Consider the following 22,244-nt stretch of genomic DNA (forward strand, 5'->3'; position numbering starts at 1 on the left):
AATATAATTCTTTATGAAATCATTAGGTGTGATAATTATCACATATGATTTTCATGAGTTTTTATTGCTACAAAATGCACTTGAGATTTTTTAATAAAAACCAAAAAAATCACAATCCCAATCATTAAGTAAATCCCAGCTGTGATTTTCCAGGCATTTACAAGTAAACTATCATCCAAATCCTGAAGTTGATTTTGATAAAAGAATTGTGTGGCATTGACCGAAGCATGGGTTAAAGCCAGTAACAAAATATTCCCTTTAACCTTAAACCAGATCCAGGTAAAAATTATTGTTACCGAAACCAATAATATTATCCAGGGAATAACAATCTCCAACGAATTAAATAAGATTGGAAAATGCCAAAGCCCCCATATTAATATTATCAATACCAGAGATTTATTAAGAGAATGCTTTTTTAGCAAATTGGGCAATAACCATCCTCTCCAGCCAAGCTCCTCTCCGATTCCAATTAGAATAAATTGAAAGAAAAAATGGCCGGCAAATACTAATTTATTTTCTTCTATTGCATCAAATAATTGCTCAATAGGTAAACCTGCAAAATAAAATGAAGCGACGGTAATTATGAATCCAGTAACAGGTAATAATAAATAATAAAACCAAAACTTAACTTTCGGCTTAAGAGATTTAAAAAGTTGTTTTAATCCCCCTTTTCCTTTACAAATAACTGTTATTATTATCGCCGAAATAGCGGGCCCAATAACTATCATTGAACGAAATAAGTACAACCTCAATAATTCATTTTCTATTTGCCAAGAATTATTGACCCACATATTAAATATCCCACCTACCAAATAACTAAATATAAAAGTAAGTAGAACAAAAGCTGTAATTGGATTATTCTTAATTAACTTTTTCAATTATAAGAGTCTATTTTCGGATAAAAATCAGATAATGAATTGGTATAATACGAATTATTTATTTTAAAAATCTTCTGAAAGTATTCAGGCTCATTTGCATCTTTTGAGAGCAATGTCAATTGCTTTTTGTTCCCGACTATTCGATCCCAGACACTAATTCTTTGACCGTTTATTGTGACATAGAAATAGTAAAGGTAAGGACCGATCCACTGAACATAATCCGCTTTGGATATAGTATTATTAGGATTAATTATTTCAAATCTTTCATTGTGTGCTATAGCACGTTGGAGTTCCACAGCATTAAGAGGAACACCACCCTGAACAGCTATGACATCAAACTGAGGGTCAATAAACATCCATTTGTTTAAATCCTCCAAATATACTTCATTAGCTACATGACCTCCTCCACTTTTTACTTCAGAAATATCTTTGGTCATCAATCCCAAAGTACGGATTTTAAAACCTAATGCAGAAAGACATTCTCTCGCAACGAGGCTATACTCTACACATCTGAAACGTTCTCCCTTTTGGGCTTCCTCAAGGATATAAACCGCATCAAATTTATCCGGCACATTATTACCGTCATGCTCCCACTGGCTTTGAACCCAGCTCTGAATGGCTAAAACCTGGTTAAATTGATCGTCAATTGAATCTACTATTTGTTCGAGTCTGAACTTCTCTCTTAATAAAACAAGGTCTTCTCTTCCAGAAATATCTTCATATCTGAGATCAAAACTATTTTGCAGACCCTCATTGAATTCTAGCTTATGAACTTTTCTGTCTATTTTATCTTTACCTAATGAAATGAGCCCGCCAAGCCGGGGAGATAAGTAAAATGAAAAAGCTGTGAATCCGATCAGAATAATAAAAATGGAAAGAAATACTTTTTTTAGCATATGATCTCAAATTAACACCACTTCTTAGCTGCTCAGATTTTAAAGTTAAGTCATCTGTTCAGATTAGTCCTTACCACTTAAATAATTTTAACTAAATAAATAGTTTTTATTTCAAAACTAAAACCTTAGGTTTACAACGAATCTAATATTTGAAGCATTTATGAGAGTATCGTTCTTTTCCCTGGTAATGGCTTTGGTGTTAATATTTGGTTGTGAAAATTCGACTAAGACTAAAGAAACTAACCAGAATAAAACAACTAACATTAAACCAATCACTTTTTCTCTGGCTGAAGAAGAAGAATTAAAAAAATTAGATAGTCTTAATCTTGATAGCAGCTATGCCAATTTGTTGTCACCAGCCTATAATAGCGAAGAAAATATAAAAGAAGTTAGACGTTCCTGGTCTAAACTACATCAGGACCTGGGAAAATATTTAGTGGAACAGAATTTTAACTGGGGCATTAATGACTCATCAATCAGCCTATTTAATAAAATATATTTTTCTGAAGATGGTACGATAGATTATTATGCATTTAAGGTAATTACACCATCTGTATCAGATGACAAAGTGGATGAATTTGAATTATTATTAAAAGAGTTTTCTTCTGAGGTGAAATTAGATTTGAATCAGAAAAAGAACTTTGCTCAATGTGGGAAAAGCCGCATTATGAATAATTAAAGCTAATTACTTTCAAAAAAAAAGACTGATAATATCAGCCTCTTTTTTCATTAACCAAACCAAGTTAACTACTCAATAATATTATTTTTTCGAACAGGTATTCAATCCAAAAGGAGTGTACAAAGGACAAAAACTTATAAATCCTGTAATTAAAAATATTCCTGCCAAAGCCATTAACGTAATACCTACTGTACCTGTAATTATATTTGTAAAATACAGGGCTACTACAATTATTGCTAAAATTACTCTTATTACCCTGTCGGTAGTTCCCATATTCTTTTCCATGGCGTATTTTTTTATCTAAAGGTAAATTCCTGATTATGGAATCCACATGATAAATATCAATGCACCAACTGATTTAATTGATATTATGCGATAATTAGAGACTCCCTGTAAAAATGAAATAACTGCAATCTCCCTAATTACACTCCTTCTAAAACCGGAGTTGATTTCTTATTCTGCTTTGAGTTCATTTTACCTTTCTTTTTCTTTCTTCCCAGCCAAATTAAAATGCCTGTAACTGGTAGAGTTGCAATCATCAAACAAGCAATAAAAGCTATTATTTTAGTCGTAATACCACCAATTGCCCCAACATGAAGGTCATAATTTATTCTTACTAAATGATCGGGAAGTTCAGCTTTAGAATATTCCCCATACACACTAAGAGTCTTTACCTTTTCGAGCGTATTTTGATCGTAAAAAATATAGTCAGAGTCGTAATAAACTTCTTCAGTATGCGAAATCTCCACATAAATACTAGCCGAATCTGCATAGGGGTAGTGAATCTCAAAACTTTCAGCTTCAGGATATTGGTTAAACAGTATTTGTGGCAACCTGTCAATATTCGATTGTCTGACTGATTGAGACACTGTTTCTTCCTGGTTTAACGGAACAGAAAAAGTCAATTCTTTTTCTCCGCCAAACCCATTATAATAAAGAAAGGCAAACCAGTTGAGCGCCATTACAAGCCCGGTAAGAACAAATACTACTGCGAAAGCCGAAAGATAAAAACCTAAAACCGTGTGCAAATCAAAGTTCTTTCGTCTCCAGCGAGTAGTATTTTTCCAATCCAGTTTGAATCGTTGTTTTCTTCCCTTTTTATTTTTTGGCCACCAGAGAATAATTCCGGTTATGATTGATATTCCAAAAATAAGCGTACCATAAGAAACAATTGGCTTTCCGATTTCAGGTGGTAACCATAAATGTAAATGACCATCCAGAATGAATGGAAAGAATCCCTCCATATGATCTTTTTCCTTAAGGATCTCGCCGTTATAAGGATTTAAATAAAGTGATGTATAAAACTCCGGCTCTGCTTCGTAAAAAATCATTTCAACAGGTTCTCCCGGTTCATTGGGATATAACACACCATGGATCGCCTTATTCGGTATATACTCTTTTGCTATACTTTTAGCTACAGTAGGAGTAATCAGAGGAAGGTCTTCAATCTGCACTGTTATTTCATCCTCTATCAAAGAGTTGATTTCACTATTAAATACCCAAATCGCTCCCGTAGTTGCTTCTATAAAAACAATTAAGCTGGCTACAATTCCGAGGTAAAGATGTATTAATCGAAATGATTTACGTACTGTCAAAATAAAAAAGCTTAAAGGTCCGTGGAAAATTATATCCACGGACCAGATTAAAAATTATTAGTATAGGTCTGAAAAACCCTTAATTGTTTTACCTTCTATTTGTGCACCTTTTACTGCTGTTGCAGCTTCGATATCCACCTGGTAAACATGTGCTTCCTCCGCAGTTTCAACACTTACAAATACCTTTCCATCCTCTACGTGAACTGGCGTAGTGTATCGCTTGGCATGTAGTGGAACATTTTCTACTGGCGTAACTGTTTGATTTATCAAATCGAGAATGACCAATTTTTGATTAAAATATGAACGACCAAAGGCACCCCAGGATCCCGATCCATCAGCATCATTTTCTGGATCAATATCTTCAGTCAGCAATCTGGCAATAGCTTTATTACCTCCTATGTAATCCATCCAGAAAAGAATTCCTCCGTTTGCTGCCTCTTCCACATTGAAGAAATAATTCTCGTCAAACTCTGAAGAGCCAGAAGAAATCCTAAGAATCCCACTAGGCTTATTAGTAACTGGATAAAATCCAGCCATGTAAGCACCAGATGAAAATGAGTACAGGTCTCCATTATCTGTTTGAATCAACCCTGTTGTCGTACCATTCACACCGATATTAGCCGTTCTGGCATCTTTAATTATTTTTACCGGTTCTGATTCTACATCAGGATAAGAATATACAGCTACAAATGCAGTATCCGGATTTGGAGTAGTGTAATAACCCTGGTCATCAACAAGGTAATAAGGAACAAATAACTGATCACCAACTACTTCTAATGCCGTTGGCCATGCTGTAACACCTTCCCCAGGGGTACCGGTATCGACATCAAAAATACTAACGTCTTTAATACCTGTTATATATCCAGAAGCAGCATCAATGAAATACAGCTTTCGTGGAGTATGAGATCCATCCCGTGGAGCATCCATTGCGAGCATTGTCTCATCGTTGACATTTCCAAATACTTCTAAAGGAGTTTCCAAAAGGAAATTTGCCACTTCTTCCACTTCACCCTGATCATTCACCTGGTAAGCCTGTGCTTCAAAATTTGTATAACCAAGAACAAAAAGGGTTTTCCCTACAGTGTATGAAAAATTCCAGTCGAATGATTCATAACCCGAACTCTGAGCGGAAATTGTTCCTTCCATTAAATTATCGCTTGTAACGACATATTCCGGCTCCTGATCACCTGTGGTTTTCAAGGTCATGGTCATGCCTCCATCGAATTGTGGAGTTTCGTTCCCTTTATTTTCTTTATCACAGCTTGAAAAAATAAGTGCTGTGATCATCAACACTAAAAATTTGTTTATTTTACTTGTCATTGCTTATTTATAAAGTATCTGAGTTTAACATTAATTGCTCTTCCTGGTTTTTGAAGTGACCAGTTATCATAGGCCTCTTCATTAAATATATTAGTCACCGTTAGTGAGGTGCTGTATTTCCCTTCTCCGAAAACAAGATTCAGGTTAATATCATTGACAAATTGCGTTGGAATAATCCGCTTATTTTCTGTACTCCCATTACTTTCTGAATAAAGAAAAAATTCATGAACATACCGGCTATTTATCCCGGTGGTGAGGTTTACCTTATCAAGGTTCCATCGATATTGAAAACCAAAGTCTCCAAATAAATAAGGATCGTTAGGCATTCTTTCATTGTAGTTGGCATTTGGCAATCCTTCATTATATTTTCTTTGATCAGTATGATGGTAGTAGGTCATATTCAATGAAAAAATATATCGATTATCGACATTAACTGAATTAGTAGTTTCCACACCCATAATTCGGGTTTCAGCGATGTTTTGGTTTACTGACAAAACTCCCTGAGGAACGCGCCAGATCTTATTTTTAACAGGCCGGTAGAATGTATTCACCTCTGTTTTAAAACTAAGATTCGAAAATACCCTTTCATGAATAAGTCCTAGATTGACATTATGACTGTTCTCAGGTTTTAAAGTAGGGTTGGGAAGAATTAACAGCCCATCACCCATTATTTCATGAGCCTCCGGAATTCGATAGGCTAGTTCATAAGAAGTTTTTAATAACCAGTTATCACTTAACGAATAGCTGAGAGCCATTCCATAACCTGTTTTAGAAAAAGAAGATTTGTTTTTGATGACCTCTGTACCTTTTTCTACATATTCTTCAGTGTAAATAGCTGCATTATACCAATACTGCTTCCCAAATATTACAGCTTTGACTGATTGGTCTTGAGAAATAAAATTATAAGACAGACCCAGAAAGTTTTTTTCCAGGGAACTCGGATTGCCTGCATTATTCAATCGCTCGTTGATTAGATCTTGTGTCTTTCTCTTAAGATAATTCTTAGAGTATTGACCTTCTAAAAAATGGTTATTTGAGATGTCGTACTTCAAGGCAGTACGCGCCCATAATCTATCATCAGATAATTCGAAAATAGAAGGTTCACTAAAATTTTCTGCAGTTTCAATCTCCTTATAATTGCCTTCCCAATCATACCTTCTCCGTAACGTATCATAAAAGGTATCTTTGTCATTGCCAATAACAAAATTACTTTTCCAGGTAACCTTTCCCCATGTTTTATGGTGATTAAGTCTTGCTATTAAAGATCGATTCTCTGAAGTTAATCCTCCAAATACCCTGTTTATAGAAACATCAGGATGCTGAATTTCATTTTGATTGGCTCCATAAACTAACCCGACTGTAAATCCATCTGCAAATACTCTGTCACTCACACCAATATCAAGATTAACTGATCCGGAAGTATAAGCATCATGAAATCTCCGTGCTTCACCATATCCAAGGATATTTCCGAATTTATCAACCTTTGGGGTGTTCTTCATCAAATAATCATTATCTGAATGATTAAAAAATGACATGAATCGAAAATGGATATTATTTTTAGTTGAATGTTGTAAAAAAACAGATGCGCGATGAGTATTAAAGGAACCATATGAATACGAAGCATCAAAAAACTGGTCAGTAATATCAGGAGTAGTAATATTAATGGTTCCTCCCAGCGCATCAGAAGTTAAAGATACCGGAGTTACACCTTTATAGACCTCTATAGCCTGGATGAGATTGGCCGGATAATTATTCAGCGTAAGAGAAGAACCGTAAAAATCCATCGGTACTTCATCGATAAAATAACGGACCTGATTACCGGTCATTCCGTTTAACGATAACTCAACATCAGAACCCAGGCCTCCGGATTGTCGGAGATTAATACCGGAAAGCGTACCCAGGATTTGATTTACATCAAGGTTGAGATCCTGAAAATTCTCAGCTGAAATTACGCTTACATTATATCCGGATTTCTTTTTTTCGGTTAACTCTTTATTACCCTCAACAACTACCATATCGAGTTCCTGAGTAACTTCCTGTAGTTTGCAATAAATATTCTTTGATCGATTTCCCCGGTGAGAAACCTGTATAACTTTTGATTCAAATCCGACCGAACTGATTTTCAATTCATATTCATCGTGAGGCAAAGATTTAAAAACGAAGTAACCATCAGTATCTGTTACAGAGCCTTTTTCAGTGCCAGAGATAATTACTGTAGCTCCAGGCAATCCATTTTCCTGTTGATCAACGATCCTCCCATTCAAATCACTTTGAGCTTTTAAAAAGAATGGCACAAAAATTATCAACAGTATTCTCGAGGTCATTTTTATTAAGACTAATTCTAAATAGATGTGTAATATTAAGAATCATTCTAAATAAGAACAAGGATTTCAAAAGAGTTTTAATAAATAAAGTTTATATCGAACCTATTGAGACATGGACTTAACTCATTAAATTAAATCACTTATCCTCTAAACTATGCCTGACTGCCAGTGTATCAAACATATTTCACAGCTTAAATAAAAGTATTGAAAGTATTGATAATCACTAAAATTGGGATCTAAATTTCACAATCACATAATTACATTAAACTTATCTGCTTGTTTTAAGCTTAATTATAAATGTGGTTTTAAGAACTATTTGAAAAACTATTAAATTTAATAATGTACAGCTGAAAAATAACTCAAAGTCAGATCGGAATAAATTACTAATGAGGCCGAATAATAGCTGATTTTATATCCGATCGAAAAATAAATCTGACACGTAGAACCAAGTTTGCTCAATGCGGCAAAAGCCAGATTTCAAATAATTAATCAAATCAATATTTTTGATAATAACTTGAATATCAAAATAGAATTAAAATCACTCTCTTATTAATATTTGGTGATTTTAATTCTATTTATATTATCAAATATTAAAGCTCCTCATTTAAAAGAAAACTTTCCAAATCATTTATAATTACCACCTCCTTATCTTCAAATTCACTTTCAATATGAAGACCAACCAGTTTCATATCTTTTTCGTTAATCCCTATGGTATTATTAACTGGCAATGTAATTATTTCTCCTTTAGAGTTTTTCCCCTTTATTAAAGTCCCAACAGAATAGTAAACAAAACTCTTATCATCTTTTATTACTGCATCTTCACTGCCTTTGATAGTGGTGGTTTGTCTTTCTAAAAACGTTATTTGGTGATTTAGATATTCCCAACCATTAAAATCATATTGATTAGAAAATTTAAATAACCGGTTGGCATAATCACCCAGCTTCTTTCCTATATTTCTCTGTATATTTTGGATATCCTCGCTCTTTAATCCCATCGCTATCTCTTCATCTTCAAAGGCATAATCCTCATAAATTTGTATCTCATGAATATTTATATCACCTTCAAAAAAGCAATGGTTACTTGAGCCCTTAATAAAATCTTCTTTAAGTGCTCCATATCCACTAAGGACATCACCTTTATTTGTCTGTATAGTCCAATAACCAGAACTGTATGCTGAAAATAATATAGCAATCCTTTCTTCATCTTTAAACGCTTCCTTAGAAATGAAAACAGATTCTCGATCTTTATTTTTTGAATTAACTCCTTCAAAATAAATTTTACCGTTCTTTTTTAACCTTATATAAAGTCCTGAAGTCGGACATATTGATGTTCTTAATTCAATTGGCAATTTCATTTCCGCCATAGCTTTACCTTCAGGAATTGAAATATTCAAGTAGAAAACCTTTTTAAAATGATATTCGTGATATTTTTTACTACTTGTTCTTAATTTAAAATCAGGAAATACCCATTTACTATATCCTGATTGAGGCTCATGGGATAACGTAAAATAGCCTTCTTTTTGAATAACAGATACTCCTTGATTTTTACTATTTTTACTTAAAATTTCAGCAATTTTATGCCTTCTGTCTTCATTAAATCCATATTTACCATAGTAATCATAAGTTACTTCATTATTAGCCATCTCATCAAACTGTTCGCTATTAGGACTGGTCCAAAAAAATACTGGAGTACTAAAAACATCCTTTCCATATTCCCCATCTATTTTATCATGAGGCACCGGCTCATAAACACCTATAACTCCGAGCTGTTCTAGCTTCTCAAGCTGTTCTTTTGCATTAGTATCCCCTTCCTCTACCGCCTTCTCATATAATCGCTTAGCTATACTTAAATTACGATTTATGCCTTTCCCATATCTATAAACATCACCCATTTCTTTAAACCCTGCTGCCACACCATTTTTAGCGGCATAAGAAAAATATATCATTGCTGATTGGTAATCTTCCATTTCACTTTCATGCATATACCCAAGATCTAAATACGCTTTATAATTTCCGTTATCAACAGCATCATTAAAATAATTAGATGCTTTTAAAAGATCCTTATCGACCCCTCGTCCAAAACGGTACACAACTCCTAAATTTCGGGTACTTACTTGGTTTCCTAGTTCTGAAGCTTTCTCCCACCAGTAAATAGCTTTTGCATAATCCTGTGGTATATTTTTCCCTGAATAATATTGTACCCCAATATTATTCATTGCCTTAGCATTGCCCTGATCTGCCGCCTTACGATAGTATTTCAATGCCTTGTCTATATCCTTGGCTTCCCCTTTGCCATTGGCATACATTTTTCCAAGGAAAAACTGCGCCTCTGACATACCAGCTTGTGCACCAACTTTAATCGCATCATAATTTCCCTCTTCGTAAAATTTCTCAAAATCCTGCCCTAATGCCTGAATAGAAGAAAATAAAATCAAAAAAATTAATAAGTAAAAAGAGTTTGACTGCTTTTAAAAATAGGTTTCATAAAAATAGTGTTATTAAAATAATGAATTCTTTAAGTGCCAGGAAGGCACCTTTTTCGGTTTTAATATTTTATTCAAGAGAAAAAATTGTCTAAAAAATAACTAATATTCTAGCTTTAAATCAATTAAATAATTATATCATTCAATTCCAATCAACTTTAGATGAAAGGGCGTATTTGACCTATCATTCATGAAAACAGAAGGTTGATCTTATATACAAAATTAAAGTTTTATTCATCGAAAAAATACTTCTTACCATCATCAGCAGTATAATGATAATAGATCATCGGTGGCCATAACGGATCAACATTGTTCGCAGCCCAAACTTCAAATTCATTGGTAAGCCTTTCTACTACTCCGCTACCAGACTGATACAAATCTTTTTGCTCATACGGATCACTCTTTAAATTAAAAAGTACCGAATCACCATTTGCTTCATTCCAGGTTAGTTTCCATTTCTTCCCTCTTATTCCACGATTATTACCCATATCAAAATAAATATATTCATGGGGAATAGAATTGTTTTTTACATTTTTCACAAGATCAGCACCATCATATATCCTGTCAGAAGGCAATTTAGCTCCAATAGCCTTAGCAGAAGTCATAAATAAGTCGGTTGAATGTACCGGTTGATTAAAGACTTCTCCACCATTAATCTTCCCTTCCCAACACATTATCATTGGCACCTTTACCCCTCCTTCAAAATTGGTGATTTTACCACCCTGATAAGGACCATTTTTAGTAGTTAAATTAAATTCTGCCCCTCCATTATCACTGATAAAAAAAATAAGCGTGTTTTCTATCTGTCTACTATCTTCCAGGTGATCGATCAACCTTCCCAATTCATCATCAAGATTTTTGATCAATGCATAGTGAACCCTCTTTACCGGATCAGTAACATCTTCATACTTCTCAACATATTCATTCGGCGCTTGTAAAGGAGTATGAGGTGCATTATAAGATACCCAAAGGTAAAATGGTTTTTCCTCATTTGATTTGGTAAAATCAATTGCTTCATCAGTGATCGCTGAAGTGAGATATCGATCCTCTGAAATAATCTTTCCGTTTCTTCTGATTGCCTGCTGGCCTTCTCTATGCCCTTCCCAGATATATTCATCCGTAAAATCATGGGGAATTTTTTGTTCAACATATCCTTGAGTTCCCTCAGGAACATAGAGACTATGGGAGGAATAAAAACCATAGAAATAGTCAAAACCAAAAGCATTTGGATTGTTATACTCTTTTTTACCCAAATGCCATTTCCCTATATATCCTGTTTCATACCCATATTTTTTAGCCACTTCTCCAAATGTAATTTCAGAGGAAGGCAGGCCAATATTCTCAATAAAATCCGCAGCTGGTACCTCCGTTTGATATTGCGGAACCCATGGACCACTATCGATAAAATATCTGAACCCAAGATATTCAAGTCTGTTGCTGAGATACCTGTCATGCAATTGATGCTCATATCCAAACCGTTGATTATATCGGCCAGTGGCTATGGCTGCCCGGGAAGGACTGCATACCGGGGCTGATACATAAGCATTGTTAAATTTAATTCCGCGATTAGCAAGCCTTTTCATATTTGGAACTGAAACGGGGCCATCACCATAAAGATCCGTATCGGCCATGCCCAGATCATCTACTACTATCCAGATTATGTTTGGAGAAGAATCATTTTGGTTGGTGGGAGGTTGATGTAAATAATACGTCTTCTCTACTAATTTTTCTTCATCAGTAACCAGTTTAAATCGATCACTATCTAGCGGATACAACAGATAAGTTAATAAAATTATCAACGTTAAAATACCAAAAGTAAGAACACGTCTTTTAAACAAAATACTATGAATTAATGCGGTTTAATAATAGAAAAATATCCAAATCACAGCTCAATTCTACGGCCTTCAATGGATGATCCCTCAGAAAATCTTTCATAACAAAATCCCCCTGGCACCTCATTCATACCTAATTGATCAAAAACCTTTTCTAATTCTATTCTTTCTTCTTCACAATAAAAGGTAAAATGAAAATTCCCGTATTGACACAAATTAGTTATGAAATTAAATTTTTCAAAAGTGAAATAACATGGCGGGAGTTCTGCATTACAGCGAATCAACCAAAATAAATGGCTCATAAACTCCATTAAATCTGACTCATTTACTAGAAATCCCCCTGAAAATTTTTCATCAATACCTAGCTTTTTTAAATATTCCTGAGCATTCTTTACCGGAGGAAATTCATTATTTTGGCTTAACCATGGTATCGCAAAATCACTTAGAAACAAAACCGGACCAGCTTTTATACTATTACTTAATTTATGAGTGATAACTCCAATTTGAACAACTAATTCATCCATTGAATTAGCTGGAATATCATATACTTTAAATGAAAACTTCTTTGGCAAGGGCTTTACATTGATGTTGTCAGCTTTTTTCTCGAAGTCTTCTAATAATTTTGCATTCTTCACATTACATTCTTCACTACTAAAAAACCTGTAATCGCCAATTTTATTATCATAATTTTCGCCAGGCTCTAGCAACATATGGTTTCTTTCGGGCAGTACTTATCTCTTTGCCCTTGCAAAATAAAAGAAGAAAAGGTCGAATTATATTCTAAAGCCTCTTGTCTGCTTAGGATTTTTATCACAACTACCTATTTAAATAATGATCAAATAATTATTTAACTGGGTCACAGGAGTTTTTATCCTCCATGGCTTTACGATATTGTTTAATTCTTGATACCATATCTCTAAGAATATCTGCTAACCGATTGGCAGTTTCATCTGAATCAAGAAACATCAATATATAATAAGAATAATATTCACCATTATATTCTTCAGGATCCATCATTGTCAGGATTAACTTTTCTTTATTAATTTCCACATCCTTCAACCATAATACCGGGGTTTCCTGAGCCTCTATATAAATAACATCATCTCCAAAGGTGCTCGTTTCATCAATTTCTGAAGATGAACCATAAATCACGAACTTTACAGAGTCAATATCCTCATGATAGGTCATTTTTAGAGAATCTTCGGAATATGCAAACGGATCAGTATTGGGATCATCAGAAGACAAGACATAATTAATTTTATCGGTAATAGAATTAACATATTCGATAGTTGACTCCTTGATTACATTTAAGGACGTATCCTGAGTAAAAGATATGTTGATAGTTAAAAACAGGAAAATAGTTGAAAAAATTAGCTTCATAATTTAAAAAGGATATAAATATTCTTTAATAATAAAACCTTACTACCAAATACCCAAAAGTTTCCGCAGTAAAACAATCTGACCTACGTGGTATGCATTATGGTCGGCCACTAATAACAATTCCCGTAAATAGGTCTGTCCGTCACCATGGGGAATCTTGGAAGTTAAATCAATACTTTTATCAGAAGCTAAACTCTTTAAGGCATTCCTGTCAGATTTGTACTTACTAATAGATTCATCCCATTCTTCTCTGGACTCCGGGGAAGCTCTGTCTGGCCAGTAAGCATCAGGCCATGGCATTTCCTTATATTCGGAATTGCGACAAAATTCCAGTATGTCATTCTGGGAAATACGAATATGTTCTATTAACTCCCATAAAGAGTAGGATAAATTTTCATGTCTTACTCCATACATTTTCTCGGGGATATTCTGAACTGCATTATCAAAATTCACATGAGCATCTTCCCAGCTTAAAGCACTGGAAACCATTTCTCTAACAATATTTTCTTTCATATTATTATAATTAAAATAAAAAGGAATTTACAGCATGTTAAACTTAGAGTTTTTCTTTTCAAGTTTTGAACTACTAGTATTCATATTGTCTATATACAAAAATTAAAAGTAAGGCATGATTATTGATAATTATATGGCATATATATAATTTTAAACTACCATTATCAACTAAAGCACATCAAATATGAGTAGAGTTAATTTTGCATTAGCTATTGTATTTTTCATTTCTTTAAGTTGTTCAGAAAAAGAGCAAAAACCATCAGACAACGAAAACTCAATAAAATATTCATCCCTGTTTCCCGAAGCCGATTACAATTTTATCGACCCGCAGTTCAATTCATTAATTACCCATATGGGTGTCATGGATAACAACTATTATTTAAGTGCTTCAGATATTCATGTAACAGACAAAGAATTAAACATCCTTAATTCGCTGGAAAGTTATTCGATAGTAAATAAAATAGTACCTGTAAATAGTAATACCGCTTTAATATGCACGACAAGTGGAATATATAAAGTTGATCAAAATAATAGTTTCGAAAAAGTTGTGGAAATACCTTGTTCAGACCTGGAAATAGATCAGAAAGGCAGAATACTTTTTGTAGCAGGTACAGGTACTCTTAGCAAGGAAGAACAGGAAGTGGCAAATATCCTGGAATTGAATTTAGAAGAAAAAAACTATTCATTTTATTCAAATGTAAATGATAGTCTTAACGAATTCCTCCACCAGATTGAAATTCTTGATAATGGCCAAATTTGGACGTTATCAAGTAGTTTTTCTGTTTACCAATATGAAAATCGTTCGGTAATTAACACTTTCAATAATGAAAATAATTCAATTTTCCCAGATGGTGAGGCAGGAATGGGTACCGGAGACAATCTAAGTTCTAATGGAAATACCCTTTACCTTAGTTTCTCAAATGTTAGAAAAAAAGTTTTGAAGTTTGAAAATAACTGGGAAATTGTTTTTGATATTGATCCTGAAAGACCTGAGACTTATGATTCTGAGCGTGATAAATTCATCTTTCAAAATCACTTTTTTGGCATGGGTTATATAGATGGCAAAATGGCATTAGGCATTAACGATGGTGTAATAGTGTTTAATCAAGAGGGTTATGAGGTAATAAGAGATCCTTTACTTGATGAATTTGCTATCACTCAAATTGTTAATCTTTCTCCTAATAAAACATTTCTTTTATTAAATCAACGGAAGATAGCCGAAATTAATCATTAGAAATGCCATCAATAAATATCTATCTCCATAAAAATTGATGTCGGAATTAAACAAAAGTTTCCAATTCTCACAATAAAAAAAGACCGGCTTTCACCGGTCTTTTATAATCTAATTTATGTTCGCTTGCTTAATTACTATCTTATTTATCTTCTTTACTCAAATCAACAGCAACCGGTGTCGCTACGAATACTGAAGAGTAGGTACCGATCAGGATACCGATGAATAGTGCAAAACTAAATCCTCTCAATACTTCACCACCAAAGATCAACAATACCAATACAACTAATAAAGTTGTCATCGATGTCATTAACGTACGACTTAATGTATCGTTAATCGCACCATTTACATTGGTATTAAGGTCTTTACCTGACTTCATGCCAAGTGACTCACGGATTCTGTCAAACACAACCACTGTATCGTTAATTGAATAACCAATAATGGTTAGGATCGCTGCAACGAATACCTGGTCGATCTCAAATTGGAATCCGAATAACCCTGCAATCGCAAATGCTGAGATTACTATTAATGTATCATGAAACAAGGCCACAACAGCACCTGCAGAGAACTGCCATCTTCTGAATCTTACTAAGATGTATAAGAAGATCAATACAAGGGCAAGTATTCCTGATTCCCATGAAGTATTTTTAATATCCTCTGCAATGGAAGGATCAACTTTGCTTGATGATTGAATTGTAAAAGTACCTTCTTCGATCTGCTGAGCATTAGCTTTAAATTCCGCCCCGGTGATCTCAGAAATTCCTTCAATCAACTTACTTTCAACCTGCTCATCTGCTTCGATTGATTCGTCATTGATTAGATAAGAAGTAGTAATTTTTACAACATTATTTGCGTCGTAAAGCTTAGCTTCTGTAGACTTACCATCAAATTGCTTCATCAGACCAGTCTTCAATGTAGTTGGAGAAGCAGGCTCGTCAAAAGCAACAACATACGAACGTCCACCGGTGAAATCAACACCAAAGTTTAATCCGCTTGTAAATACAACTCCAAGACCAATGATGATCACTGCAGCTGAAGTGATATAAGCTGTTTTTCTCTTTCCAAGGAAATCAATATTGAAGTTTGTGAACAAGTTCTTAGAGAAAGGAGTACTGAATGTCATGCTCTTCTCATTGTGTTTATTAGCTATTTTCTCAATTATAACTCTTGAGATAAATACTGCTGAGAAGAATGATGAAATAATACCGATGATAAGCGTAATTGCAAATCCTTTAACCGGACCAGTACCAATTACATAAAGTACCACTGCAATGATAAATGTAGTAACGTTCGCATCGACGATTGAACTCCATGCTTTACCATATCCATTATCGATGGCTTTTAATAAAGAAACTCCATTCCTCAATTCTTCCCTGATACGCTCAAAGATCAGTACGTTAGCATCGATCGCCATACCGATTGTCAGAACAATACCGGCAATACCAGGTAAGGTAAGAGCAGCATTAAGCTGTGCAAGAATACCAATAACGAAGAAAATGTTAAATATCAACGCCAGGTTAGCAACTAAACCACCTTTTGCATAGTACATCACAACAAAGATCAATACAAGACCAAGACCAACAAAAATAGAGATCAAACCTTGATTCTGAGCTTTTTTACCAAGAGTTGGTCCGATTATCGCTTCTTCAACGATTTTAACCGGAGCCGGTAATGCACCTGCTTTAAGCATATTAGCAAGGTCAGCAGCTTCCTGAATCTCAAAATTTCCTGAGATACTAGACTGGCCACCAGGGATCTCCTGAGTTACATTAGGAGCAGAAAGAACGTAATCATCAAGAACGATTGCTATTCTTCGGTTTACGTTATTACCCGTCATATCTCTCCAGATTCGAGCTCCTTCAGGATTCATCGACATACTTACTGCCGGAGACTGACGCTCATCTAGTGTTTGAGTAGCATTTTCAATCGCTTCACCTGTTAGCTTAGGCATTTTTCTTCTACCAAGCTGAAGCGTGATCAATTCTAATTGCTTGCTGCCATCCTGGAATTCTACTAATTCAGTAGTCCATGCGAATTGAATATCGTTAGGAAATGCATTTGATATATCTTTTCTGGAAAGAACTTCATTTATTCTGGCTGTATCTTCTACCTGAGCATAAATATAGTATCTGTTTCTGTTATTCTGATCAGGTACGATTGTAAACAACTCCTGTAATGGAGATGTTGCAGTCTGTGAAAGTGAATCTGAAGCATCTTCAGATGCTAATTCTTCTTCAAGAGATGAAGTAGTTGTATCAGATAATGAATCAGCAGATGCAACCTCCTCAGTAGTTGTATCAGTATCTGCAACTACGTCATCCTGTGTAAGGGTTTCTAGATCTTCATCAGCCTCTTCCTCTTTTTGTTCGGCTCTTAATACCTGGTCAATGAAAGAAAATCCATCCTGAATTTCAGAAAATTCATAAACCTCCCAGAATTCTAACTTCGCAACACCGGAAACGATGTTTCTTACGCGTTCTTTATTCTGAACACCCGGTAATTCAATTTGAATTCTTTCAGTTCCTGCAACACGCTGGATATTTGGCTGTGTAGTTCCAAATCTGTCAAGACGCTTTTTAAGAATTTCTTCCGCTCTTTCAATAGCACCTTTAACTTCTTCATTGATCACTTCGATTACCTGATCATCGGTAGAATTGAAGTCAATTCGCTCTCTGTTTGCAGCAGAAGCAAAGATATCTGCTAGTGGAGTATTTGGATTATCTTCTTTAAACGCCTTTTGAAATGCACTTACGAAGTTCTCTCCGGTTTCTTTTTGAATTTCATTGGCTTTTTCGATCGCTACATTTACTGCAGGCTCTTCAGGGTCTACAGCCAAAGATTTTACGATCTCCACCGGGCTTACTGCCAGTGTAACATGCATACCACCTTGAAGGTCTAGTCCAAGGTTTAATGTATAATTCTGAACCTCTCTGTAAGTAAACTGGGTTACTCCAAGGTTGTAAACAGTTTCATCGGATATTGAATCAAGATATGCATCTTGTTTTGCAAAGTCCACAGTCCCATCTGTTCTTGTGGCAAATTCCTGAGCATTTTCCTTAACCTGGGTAGCTACTACTGTAAATGAAAGGTAGTAAATACACAGCAGGGATATCAACACGGTCAGGAAAATAACAAATCCCTTATTACGCATAATTTTATGTGTTTATAAAAGTTAAAATTGAATTAAATAGAAATAAATGAAAATAAAGTCTCAGTCCGGAATAGACTGAATAAAAATCGAAGTGTGATTAGGGTGCGTTTGGTGAGATTATCCTGTTAAACAAAATTTTAAAATATATTTCACCATAATTTTCTGCATAAGATATGACAGGTTTCCAATCGGAAAGCTCGGTGGTATAATGAACCGACTCCTGTCTTATAAAAACCTGTGGTAATGAAAAAGAAGCATGCCCGATTAATGCCTGAGAATCATACAGGTAAGCTTGATCAGTACCTTGTTCTTCCTGGCTATCATCTTTTTTCTCCTGATTATCAGTAGAAACTTCCTTCTTAATCTCATAAGCGGCTGGCACCACATACTGAGTGATCTTTCCTGACAATACTGTCAGACTAAGAAAGACCGAAAAAAGGATGATCGGCAAATTTTTGATATGGTTCTTCTTCACATTCACGCCCCGCAAAATTACCCCATTTAATTAATTCATCAAGAAAAGTTTTTATTTATTTACTTCTTCAAAACGATTTACATCTTTTTCTTTTCCTAACAGAATAATAATATCCGTTTCATAAATAACCGTTTCTTTCTTTGGCACTCCGATGATATGTTCCACTTTAACCTTCTCTCCATTGCGCTCTTCTTCGTAGACTCTTTTGATGGTGATCAGGTTCAGATTAAATTTTTCACGAAGTCCGAGATTTCCTACAGATTCGTTAACTATTCTTCCGGGAGCTTTTAGCTCGACAATTTCATAATCATCCGGAAGAGAAAGATAACTTTGCCAGTTAGGGTGAAGAAGTGTTTCTGCTACGGTTCTTCCTACTGTTTCTTCCGGAGACAGGATCTCATTGACACCCATTTTTTCGAGAATCATATATTGCTGTTTGTTTGCAGCCCTGGCGATCAACCGGTTGACATTCAACTCGAGCAATAGCACAGTAGTCAATAGTAATCCTTCAAAATTTTCACCAATAGCAACAACCACAGCGTCCATCTCCTGAACATTCTGGGCTCTTAGCGCTTTGATATCAGTTGAATCTAACGATACGGCATAAGCCACTTCATCTTTAATATTTTCAACTTTATCAAGATTGATATCTATAGCCATCACTTCGGCACCTCTGCTCGCTAATGTACGTGCGATGCTGGTACCGAACTGACCAAGTCCGATCACTGCAAATTTATTCGCCATTTACTTTATTCTTTATGAAGGCTGTTATCACTTCAAGAGCACTATCAAAATGAGTAATGTTAGGAATAATCAGATCTGCATCTGATTTATAAGGAGCAATGTATTTCTCATAAGTTGGCCCTACATGATTTTCAAATCGATATAAGACATCATCGAGATCATAACCTCTTTCCTCGTTATCCCTGATGATCCTGCGCTTTAGCATCAGGTGCTCTTTAGTGTCTATAAAAAGTTTAAGATCCATTTTTGATGCAACATCCGGAAAATGAAAGACAAAAATACCCTCCACCACAATCACGGGTGCAGGTTTAAAAATTAGCGTTTCCGGAACTAATGCATCGTTGTTAAACGTATACTCCTCTTTTTTAACATCTTCACCCTGGTGGAGCTGCTCGATATGCTTAGCAAACAAAACATGATCGATAGATTCGGGTAAATCAAAATTTGTTACTCCAGCTTCGTCAACAGGCTGTTCCTGTCTTGGCCTGTAATAATTATCCTGAGAGATCAGGCATACTTCCTCATCAGTAAAGTTTTTTAACAAACTGTTTAAAAACCGGGTTTTCCCTGAACCACTACCTCCTGTAATACCTATTATAAAGGGTTTCTGCATAAAGAACAGTACTTGCTTATTAGTCTAATTTAGAACTATTTATTATTCAGCGCAAAAGTAATGCAAGGCTTTTGTATTGGAAAGGGAAAATAATCTAAATAGCTTTTAAGTAGTCTACCAACTTATTCACTGCTTTACCACGATGAGAAATTTCATTTTTCTCGTGAGCTGACATTTCTGCAAAAGTTTTATTCTTTCCTTTGGGGATAAATACCGGGTCATATCCAAACCCTTCCTTTCCCGACTCAGATTGAGTAATTTCTCCTTCTGCTATTCCTTCGAATTGAATTTCTTTACCGTCAATTAATAAAGTAATTACCGTTCGAAAACGTGCTTTCCTATCAGCCTTACCGTGAAGTTCATTGAGCAACTTTTTAATATTATCCTGGTCATTTTTTTGTTCACCCGCATACCTGGCGGAGTAAACTCCCGGAGCACCACCCAGTGCATCTACCTCTAAACCGGTGTCATCTGCAAATACCGGGATAGAAACCTCCTGATAAACTTGTTCGGCCTTCTGCCTTGAATTTGCTTCAAGGGTATCGAAATCTTCTCTGAGTTCATGATAAATTCCTGCTTCATTTAGCGTTAGCAAATTGAACCTATCACCCAGCAAGGCCTGCACTTCTTTTACCTTGTTTTTGTTATTTGTTGCAAAGCAGATTTCCATAGTAATAAAAAACCCCGCCGAAGCGGGGTGATATTTTAATTTTGAACTTGTCTTACTTTAATGAAGAAATATAAATTAGTATTTCCCGGAATATTTTGAGTCCCTTGTTCTCCATAAGCCAGATCGGAAGGAATAAAAATAAATCCCTCATCTCCTTCTCTGAACTTCTCTACTCCTTCATCAAACCCCTGGATAACACCAGAAGCAAAAGAAGTAAAAACAAATGTTCTTTCATCTCCTGTAGTTGGATCCCGTGATTCATCATAAATCTGATCGGTTTCCAAATCATGAAGGCGATAATAAACTGCTACGCTTGAACCCGGTTCAACTTCAGGTCCGCTTCCTTCAACAGTTTTGTAATATCTAACACCACTATAAGTAGTGTCATAATCTACAATACCTTCATTTTCAAGATACGCTTCGATATCAGCCACATCTGCCATAATACTATCTCTGTTATTATCAGCAAATCTGCGATACTCCTCTGCCCTTATTTCAAGGGCCTCCTCAAAACTCTCTGTATCCTCATTTAGTCCACATGAAAAAAGAACCAGGGACACTAAAAATAGGTTAAAATATATTTTACTGTTCTTCATTTTCAGGATTAATATCTAATAATTCCACGTCAAAAATAAGTACTGAGTTAGGTGGAATTGATCTGTTTCCTCTCGGACCATAAGCCATAGAAGAAGGAATTATGAATTTATATTCAGCACCCTCTTGCATAAGTTGTACACCTTCAGTCCAGCCAGGAATCACTCTGTTCAGAGGGAATGTTACTGGCTCTCCATTATCTTTAGAGCTTTCAAATTTAGTTCCATCCAGTAAAAACCCGGTATAGTGAACTTTTACAACATCTGAAGCCTCAGGAGATTCTCCTTCTCCTTCTTTAGTAACTATATAATGAAGCCCTGATTCTGTAGATTCTACATTTTCAAGGTTGTTCTCTGCTATGTATTCTTCGATCTTAGCTAAATCTTCTTTCTTTTGCTTCTCCTGAAGTTTTTGATTTGCTTCAGTCATGTAAGTCATTCTGTCCTCAGCACTAAGAATATCAATTAACCCTAGTTCAACTTTCATTACAGTAGTTGAATCAATGCTAGGAGGTAATCCAGGACCACCTTTGTAGAAATCAGTTGCAGGAATCTCAGCATAAATACTATCATTACTTGCTAAAAGCTGAAAAACCTCAACAATTGTACCTTCTTCTCTTTCTTTTAAAGTTGGCATAACAGGATAATCAGCCGGCATTCCTCTTTCTTGTGAAGAGTAAATTACTGAATCTCCTGCAGATAATTTCAGGTTCATAATGAAGAAATTACCAGAATCGGCCTCAACTTTAGTTTCTTCTCCTAAAGTCTGGTATTTGAAGCCTGAAGCAGTTGTTTTTTCTTCTTGTTCACAAGCTGCCAAAGCAACTAATGATGCAACCATCAAAAAATATTTTTTCATAGTGGTTT

20 protein-coding genes are annotated in these 22,244 nt (G+C 35.1%); 2 read left to right on the forward strand and 18 right to left on the reverse strand.

Features of this window, described 5'->3' with window-relative positions; all coding sequences use genetic code 11:
• Positions 1-38: 38 nt before the first annotated feature.
• Both DCC35_RS18955 and DCC35_RS18960 read right to left on the reverse strand, forming a co-directional pair.
• On the reverse strand, positions 39-878 hold the full coding sequence (locus DCC35_RS18955) for a CPBP family intramembrane glutamic endopeptidase (protein ID WP_137092287.1): 840 nt from the start codon (positions 876-878) through the stop codon (positions 39-41).
• Positions 875-1,774 carry a transglutaminase-like domain-containing protein gene (locus DCC35_RS18960; RefSeq protein ID WP_137092288.1) on the reverse strand — a complete coding sequence of 300 codons (900 nt, stop codon included), beginning with the start codon at positions 1,772-1,774 and terminating at the stop codon, positions 875-877. The genes DCC35_RS18955 and DCC35_RS18960 overlap by 4 nt, the downstream gene beginning before the upstream one ends.
• 160 nt (positions 1,775-1,934) lie before the next feature.
• Here DCC35_RS18960 and DCC35_RS18965 point away from each other — a divergent pair, with 160 nt between their 5' ends.
• A complete protein-coding gene (locus tag DCC35_RS18965; protein ID WP_137092289.1) occupies positions 1,935-2,453 on the forward strand; it encodes a hypothetical protein in 519 nt (172 codons plus the stop codon).
• An 81-nt stretch (positions 2,454-2,534) separates the two neighbouring features.
• Here the strand turns inward: DCC35_RS18965 and DCC35_RS18970 are convergent, their stop codons facing one another.
• The 9 genes from DCC35_RS18970 to DCC35_RS19010 all read right to left on the reverse strand — a co-directional run bounded on the left by DCC35_RS18970 (position 2,535) and on the right by DCC35_RS19010 (position 13,900).
• Positions 2,535-2,738 (reverse strand): YgaP family membrane protein, encoded by a 204-nt coding sequence (locus DCC35_RS18970; RefSeq protein ID WP_137092290.1) that lies wholly within the window; start codon positions 2,736-2,738, stop codon positions 2,535-2,537.
• Between the two features lie 137 nt (positions 2,739-2,875).
• On the reverse strand, positions 2,876-4,048 hold the full coding sequence (locus DCC35_RS18975) for a PepSY-associated TM helix domain-containing protein (RefSeq protein WP_137092291.1): 1,173 nt from the start codon (positions 4,046-4,048) through the stop codon (positions 2,876-2,878).
• Positions 4,049-4,105: 57 nt separating this feature from the next.
• Entirely contained in the window at positions 4,106-5,368 is a 1,263-nt protein-coding gene (locus DCC35_RS18980) for a DUF4374 domain-containing protein (protein ID WP_137092292.1), read from the reverse strand.
• Positions 5,365-7,692, reverse strand: a complete 2,328-nt coding sequence (locus DCC35_RS18985) for a TonB-dependent receptor (protein WP_137092293.1) — start codon at positions 7,690-7,692, stop codon at positions 5,365-5,367. The genes DCC35_RS18980 and DCC35_RS18985 overlap by 4 nt, the downstream gene beginning before the upstream one ends.
• 590 nt (positions 7,693-8,282) lie before the next feature.
• Positions 8,283-10,127, reverse strand: coding sequence for a tetratricopeptide repeat protein (locus DCC35_RS18990; RefSeq protein ID WP_137092294.1), 1,845 nt, complete (start codon positions 10,125-10,127; stop codon positions 8,283-8,285).
• Positions 10,128-10,405: 278 nt separating this feature from the next.
• A complete protein-coding gene (locus DCC35_RS18995; RefSeq protein ID WP_137092295.1) occupies positions 10,406-12,013 on the reverse strand; it encodes a sulfatase-like hydrolase/transferase in 1,608 nt (535 codons plus the stop codon).
• Positions 12,014-12,057: 44 nt separating this feature from the next.
• On the reverse strand, positions 12,058-12,717 hold the full coding sequence (locus tag DCC35_RS19000) for a hypothetical protein (RefSeq protein ID WP_137092296.1): 660 nt from the start codon (positions 12,715-12,717) through the stop codon (positions 12,058-12,060).
• A gap of 133 nt (positions 12,718-12,850) precedes the next feature.
• Entirely contained in the window at positions 12,851-13,387 is a 537-nt protein-coding gene (locus DCC35_RS19005) for a hypothetical protein (protein ID WP_137092297.1), read from the reverse strand.
• Positions 13,388-13,429: 42 nt separating this feature from the next.
• Positions 13,430-13,900, reverse strand: a complete 471-nt coding sequence (locus DCC35_RS19010; RefSeq protein ID WP_137092298.1) for a DinB family protein — start codon at positions 13,898-13,900, stop codon at positions 13,430-13,432.
• A gap of 184 nt (positions 13,901-14,084) precedes the next feature.
• On the opposite strand from DCC35_RS19010, the gene DCC35_RS19015 reads away from it, so the two are divergent.
• Positions 14,085-15,134, forward strand: coding sequence for a hypothetical protein (locus DCC35_RS19015; RefSeq protein ID WP_137092299.1), 1,050 nt, complete (start codon positions 14,085-14,087; stop codon positions 15,132-15,134).
• Between the two features lie 139 nt (positions 15,135-15,273).
• Here DCC35_RS19015 and secDF read toward each other — a convergent pair whose 3' ends face one another.
• The 7 genes from secDF to DCC35_RS19050 all read right to left on the reverse strand — a co-directional run bounded on the left by secDF (position 15,274) and on the right by DCC35_RS19050 (position 22,236).
• Entirely contained in the window at positions 15,274-18,282 is a 3,009-nt protein-coding gene (secDF, locus tag DCC35_RS19020; RefSeq protein WP_137092300.1) for a protein translocase subunit SecDF, read from the reverse strand.
• 97 nt (positions 18,283-18,379) lie between these two features.
• Positions 18,380-18,757, reverse strand: coding sequence for a hypothetical protein (locus DCC35_RS19025; RefSeq protein WP_175402873.1), 378 nt, complete (start codon positions 18,755-18,757; stop codon positions 18,380-18,382).
• Between the two features lie 51 nt (positions 18,758-18,808).
• Complete coding sequence (locus DCC35_RS19030) at positions 18,809-19,501, reverse strand: potassium channel family protein (RefSeq protein WP_137092302.1); 693 nt, start codon at positions 19,499-19,501, stop codon at positions 18,809-18,811.
• The gene (gene udk, locus DCC35_RS19035) at positions 19,491-20,114 is read right to left on the reverse strand and encodes a uridine kinase (RefSeq protein ID WP_137092303.1); all 624 of its coding nucleotides are present in this window, start codon (positions 20,112-20,114) and stop codon (positions 19,491-19,493) included. Before udk ends, DCC35_RS19030 begins: the two co-directional genes overlap by 11 nt.
• Before the next feature lie 94 nt (positions 20,115-20,208).
• A complete protein-coding gene (gene rdgB / locus DCC35_RS19040; RefSeq protein ID WP_137092304.1) occupies positions 20,209-20,784 on the reverse strand; it encodes an RdgB/HAM1 family non-canonical purine NTP pyrophosphatase in 576 nt (191 codons plus the stop codon).
• Positions 20,785-20,819: 35 nt separating this feature from the next.
• The gene (locus tag DCC35_RS19045; RefSeq protein ID WP_137092305.1) at positions 20,820-21,380 is read right to left on the reverse strand and encodes an FKBP-type peptidyl-prolyl cis-trans isomerase; all 561 of its coding nucleotides are present in this window, start codon (positions 21,378-21,380) and stop codon (positions 20,820-20,822) included.
• Positions 21,367-22,236: an FKBP-type peptidyl-prolyl cis-trans isomerase gene (locus DCC35_RS19050; RefSeq protein WP_217495891.1), complete on the reverse strand. Its 870-nt coding sequence runs from the start codon at positions 22,234-22,236 to the stop codon at positions 21,367-21,369. Before DCC35_RS19050 ends, DCC35_RS19045 begins: the two co-directional genes overlap by 14 nt.
• Positions 22,237-22,244 lie beyond the last annotated feature (8 nt).

This window comes from Mangrovivirga cuniculi (assembly GCF_005166025.1).
In the GTDB taxonomy this organism is placed as follows: domain Bacteria; phylum Bacteroidota; class Bacteroidia; order Cytophagales; family Cyclobacteriaceae; genus Mangrovivirga; species Mangrovivirga cuniculi.

Coding starts and splice junctions, on each gene's coding strand:
- DCC35_RS19015 (WP_137092299.1), top strand. CDS start 14,085: ATGAGTAGAGTTAATTTTGCATTAGCTATTGTATTTTTCATTTCTTTA.
- udk (WP_137092303.1), bottom strand. CDS start 20,114: ATGCAGAAACCCTTTATAATAGGTATTACAGGAGGTAGTGGTTCAGGG.
- DCC35_RS18965 (WP_137092289.1), top strand. CDS start 1,935: ATGAGAGTATCGTTCTTTTCCCTGGTAATGGCTTTGGTGTTAATATTT.
- DCC35_RS19030 (WP_137092302.1), bottom strand. CDS start 19,501: ATGGCGAATAAATTTGCAGTGATCGGACTTGGTCAGTTCGGTACCAGC.
- DCC35_RS18960 (WP_137092288.1), bottom strand. CDS start 1,774: ATGCTAAAAAAAGTATTTCTTTCCATTTTTATTATTCTGATCGGATTC.
- DCC35_RS18985 (WP_137092293.1), bottom strand. CDS start 7,692: ATGACCTCGAGAATACTGTTGATAATTTTTGTGCCATTCTTTTTAAAA.
- DCC35_RS19045 (WP_137092305.1), bottom strand. CDS start 21,380: ATGAAGAACAGTAAAATATATTTTAACCTATTTTTAGTGTCCCTGGTT.
- DCC35_RS19010 (WP_137092298.1), bottom strand. CDS start 13,900: ATGAAAGAAAATATTGTTAGAGAAATGGTTTCCAGTGCTTTAAGCTGG.
- DCC35_RS19005 (WP_137092297.1), bottom strand. CDS start 13,387: ATGAAGCTAATTTTTTCAACTATTTTCCTGTTTTTAACTATCAACATA.
- secDF (WP_137092300.1), bottom strand. CDS start 18,282: ATGCGTAATAAGGGATTTGTTATTTTCCTGACCGTGTTGATATCCCTG.
- DCC35_RS19000 (WP_137092296.1), bottom strand. CDS start 12,717: ATGTTGCTAGAGCCTGGCGAAAATTATGATAATAAAATTGGCGATTAC.
- rdgB (WP_137092304.1), bottom strand. CDS start 20,784: ATGGAAATCTGCTTTGCAACAAATAACAAAAACAAGGTAAAAGAAGTG.
- DCC35_RS18970 (WP_137092290.1), bottom strand. CDS start 2,738: ATGGAAAAGAATATGGGAACTACCGACAGGGTAATAAGAGTAATTTTA.
- DCC35_RS19050 (WP_217495891.1), bottom strand. CDS start 22,236: ATGAAAAAATATTTTTTGATGGTTGCATCATTAGTTGCTTTGGCAGCT.
- DCC35_RS18980 (WP_137092292.1), bottom strand. CDS start 5,368: ATGACAAGTAAAATAAACAAATTTTTAGTGTTGATGATCACAGCACTT.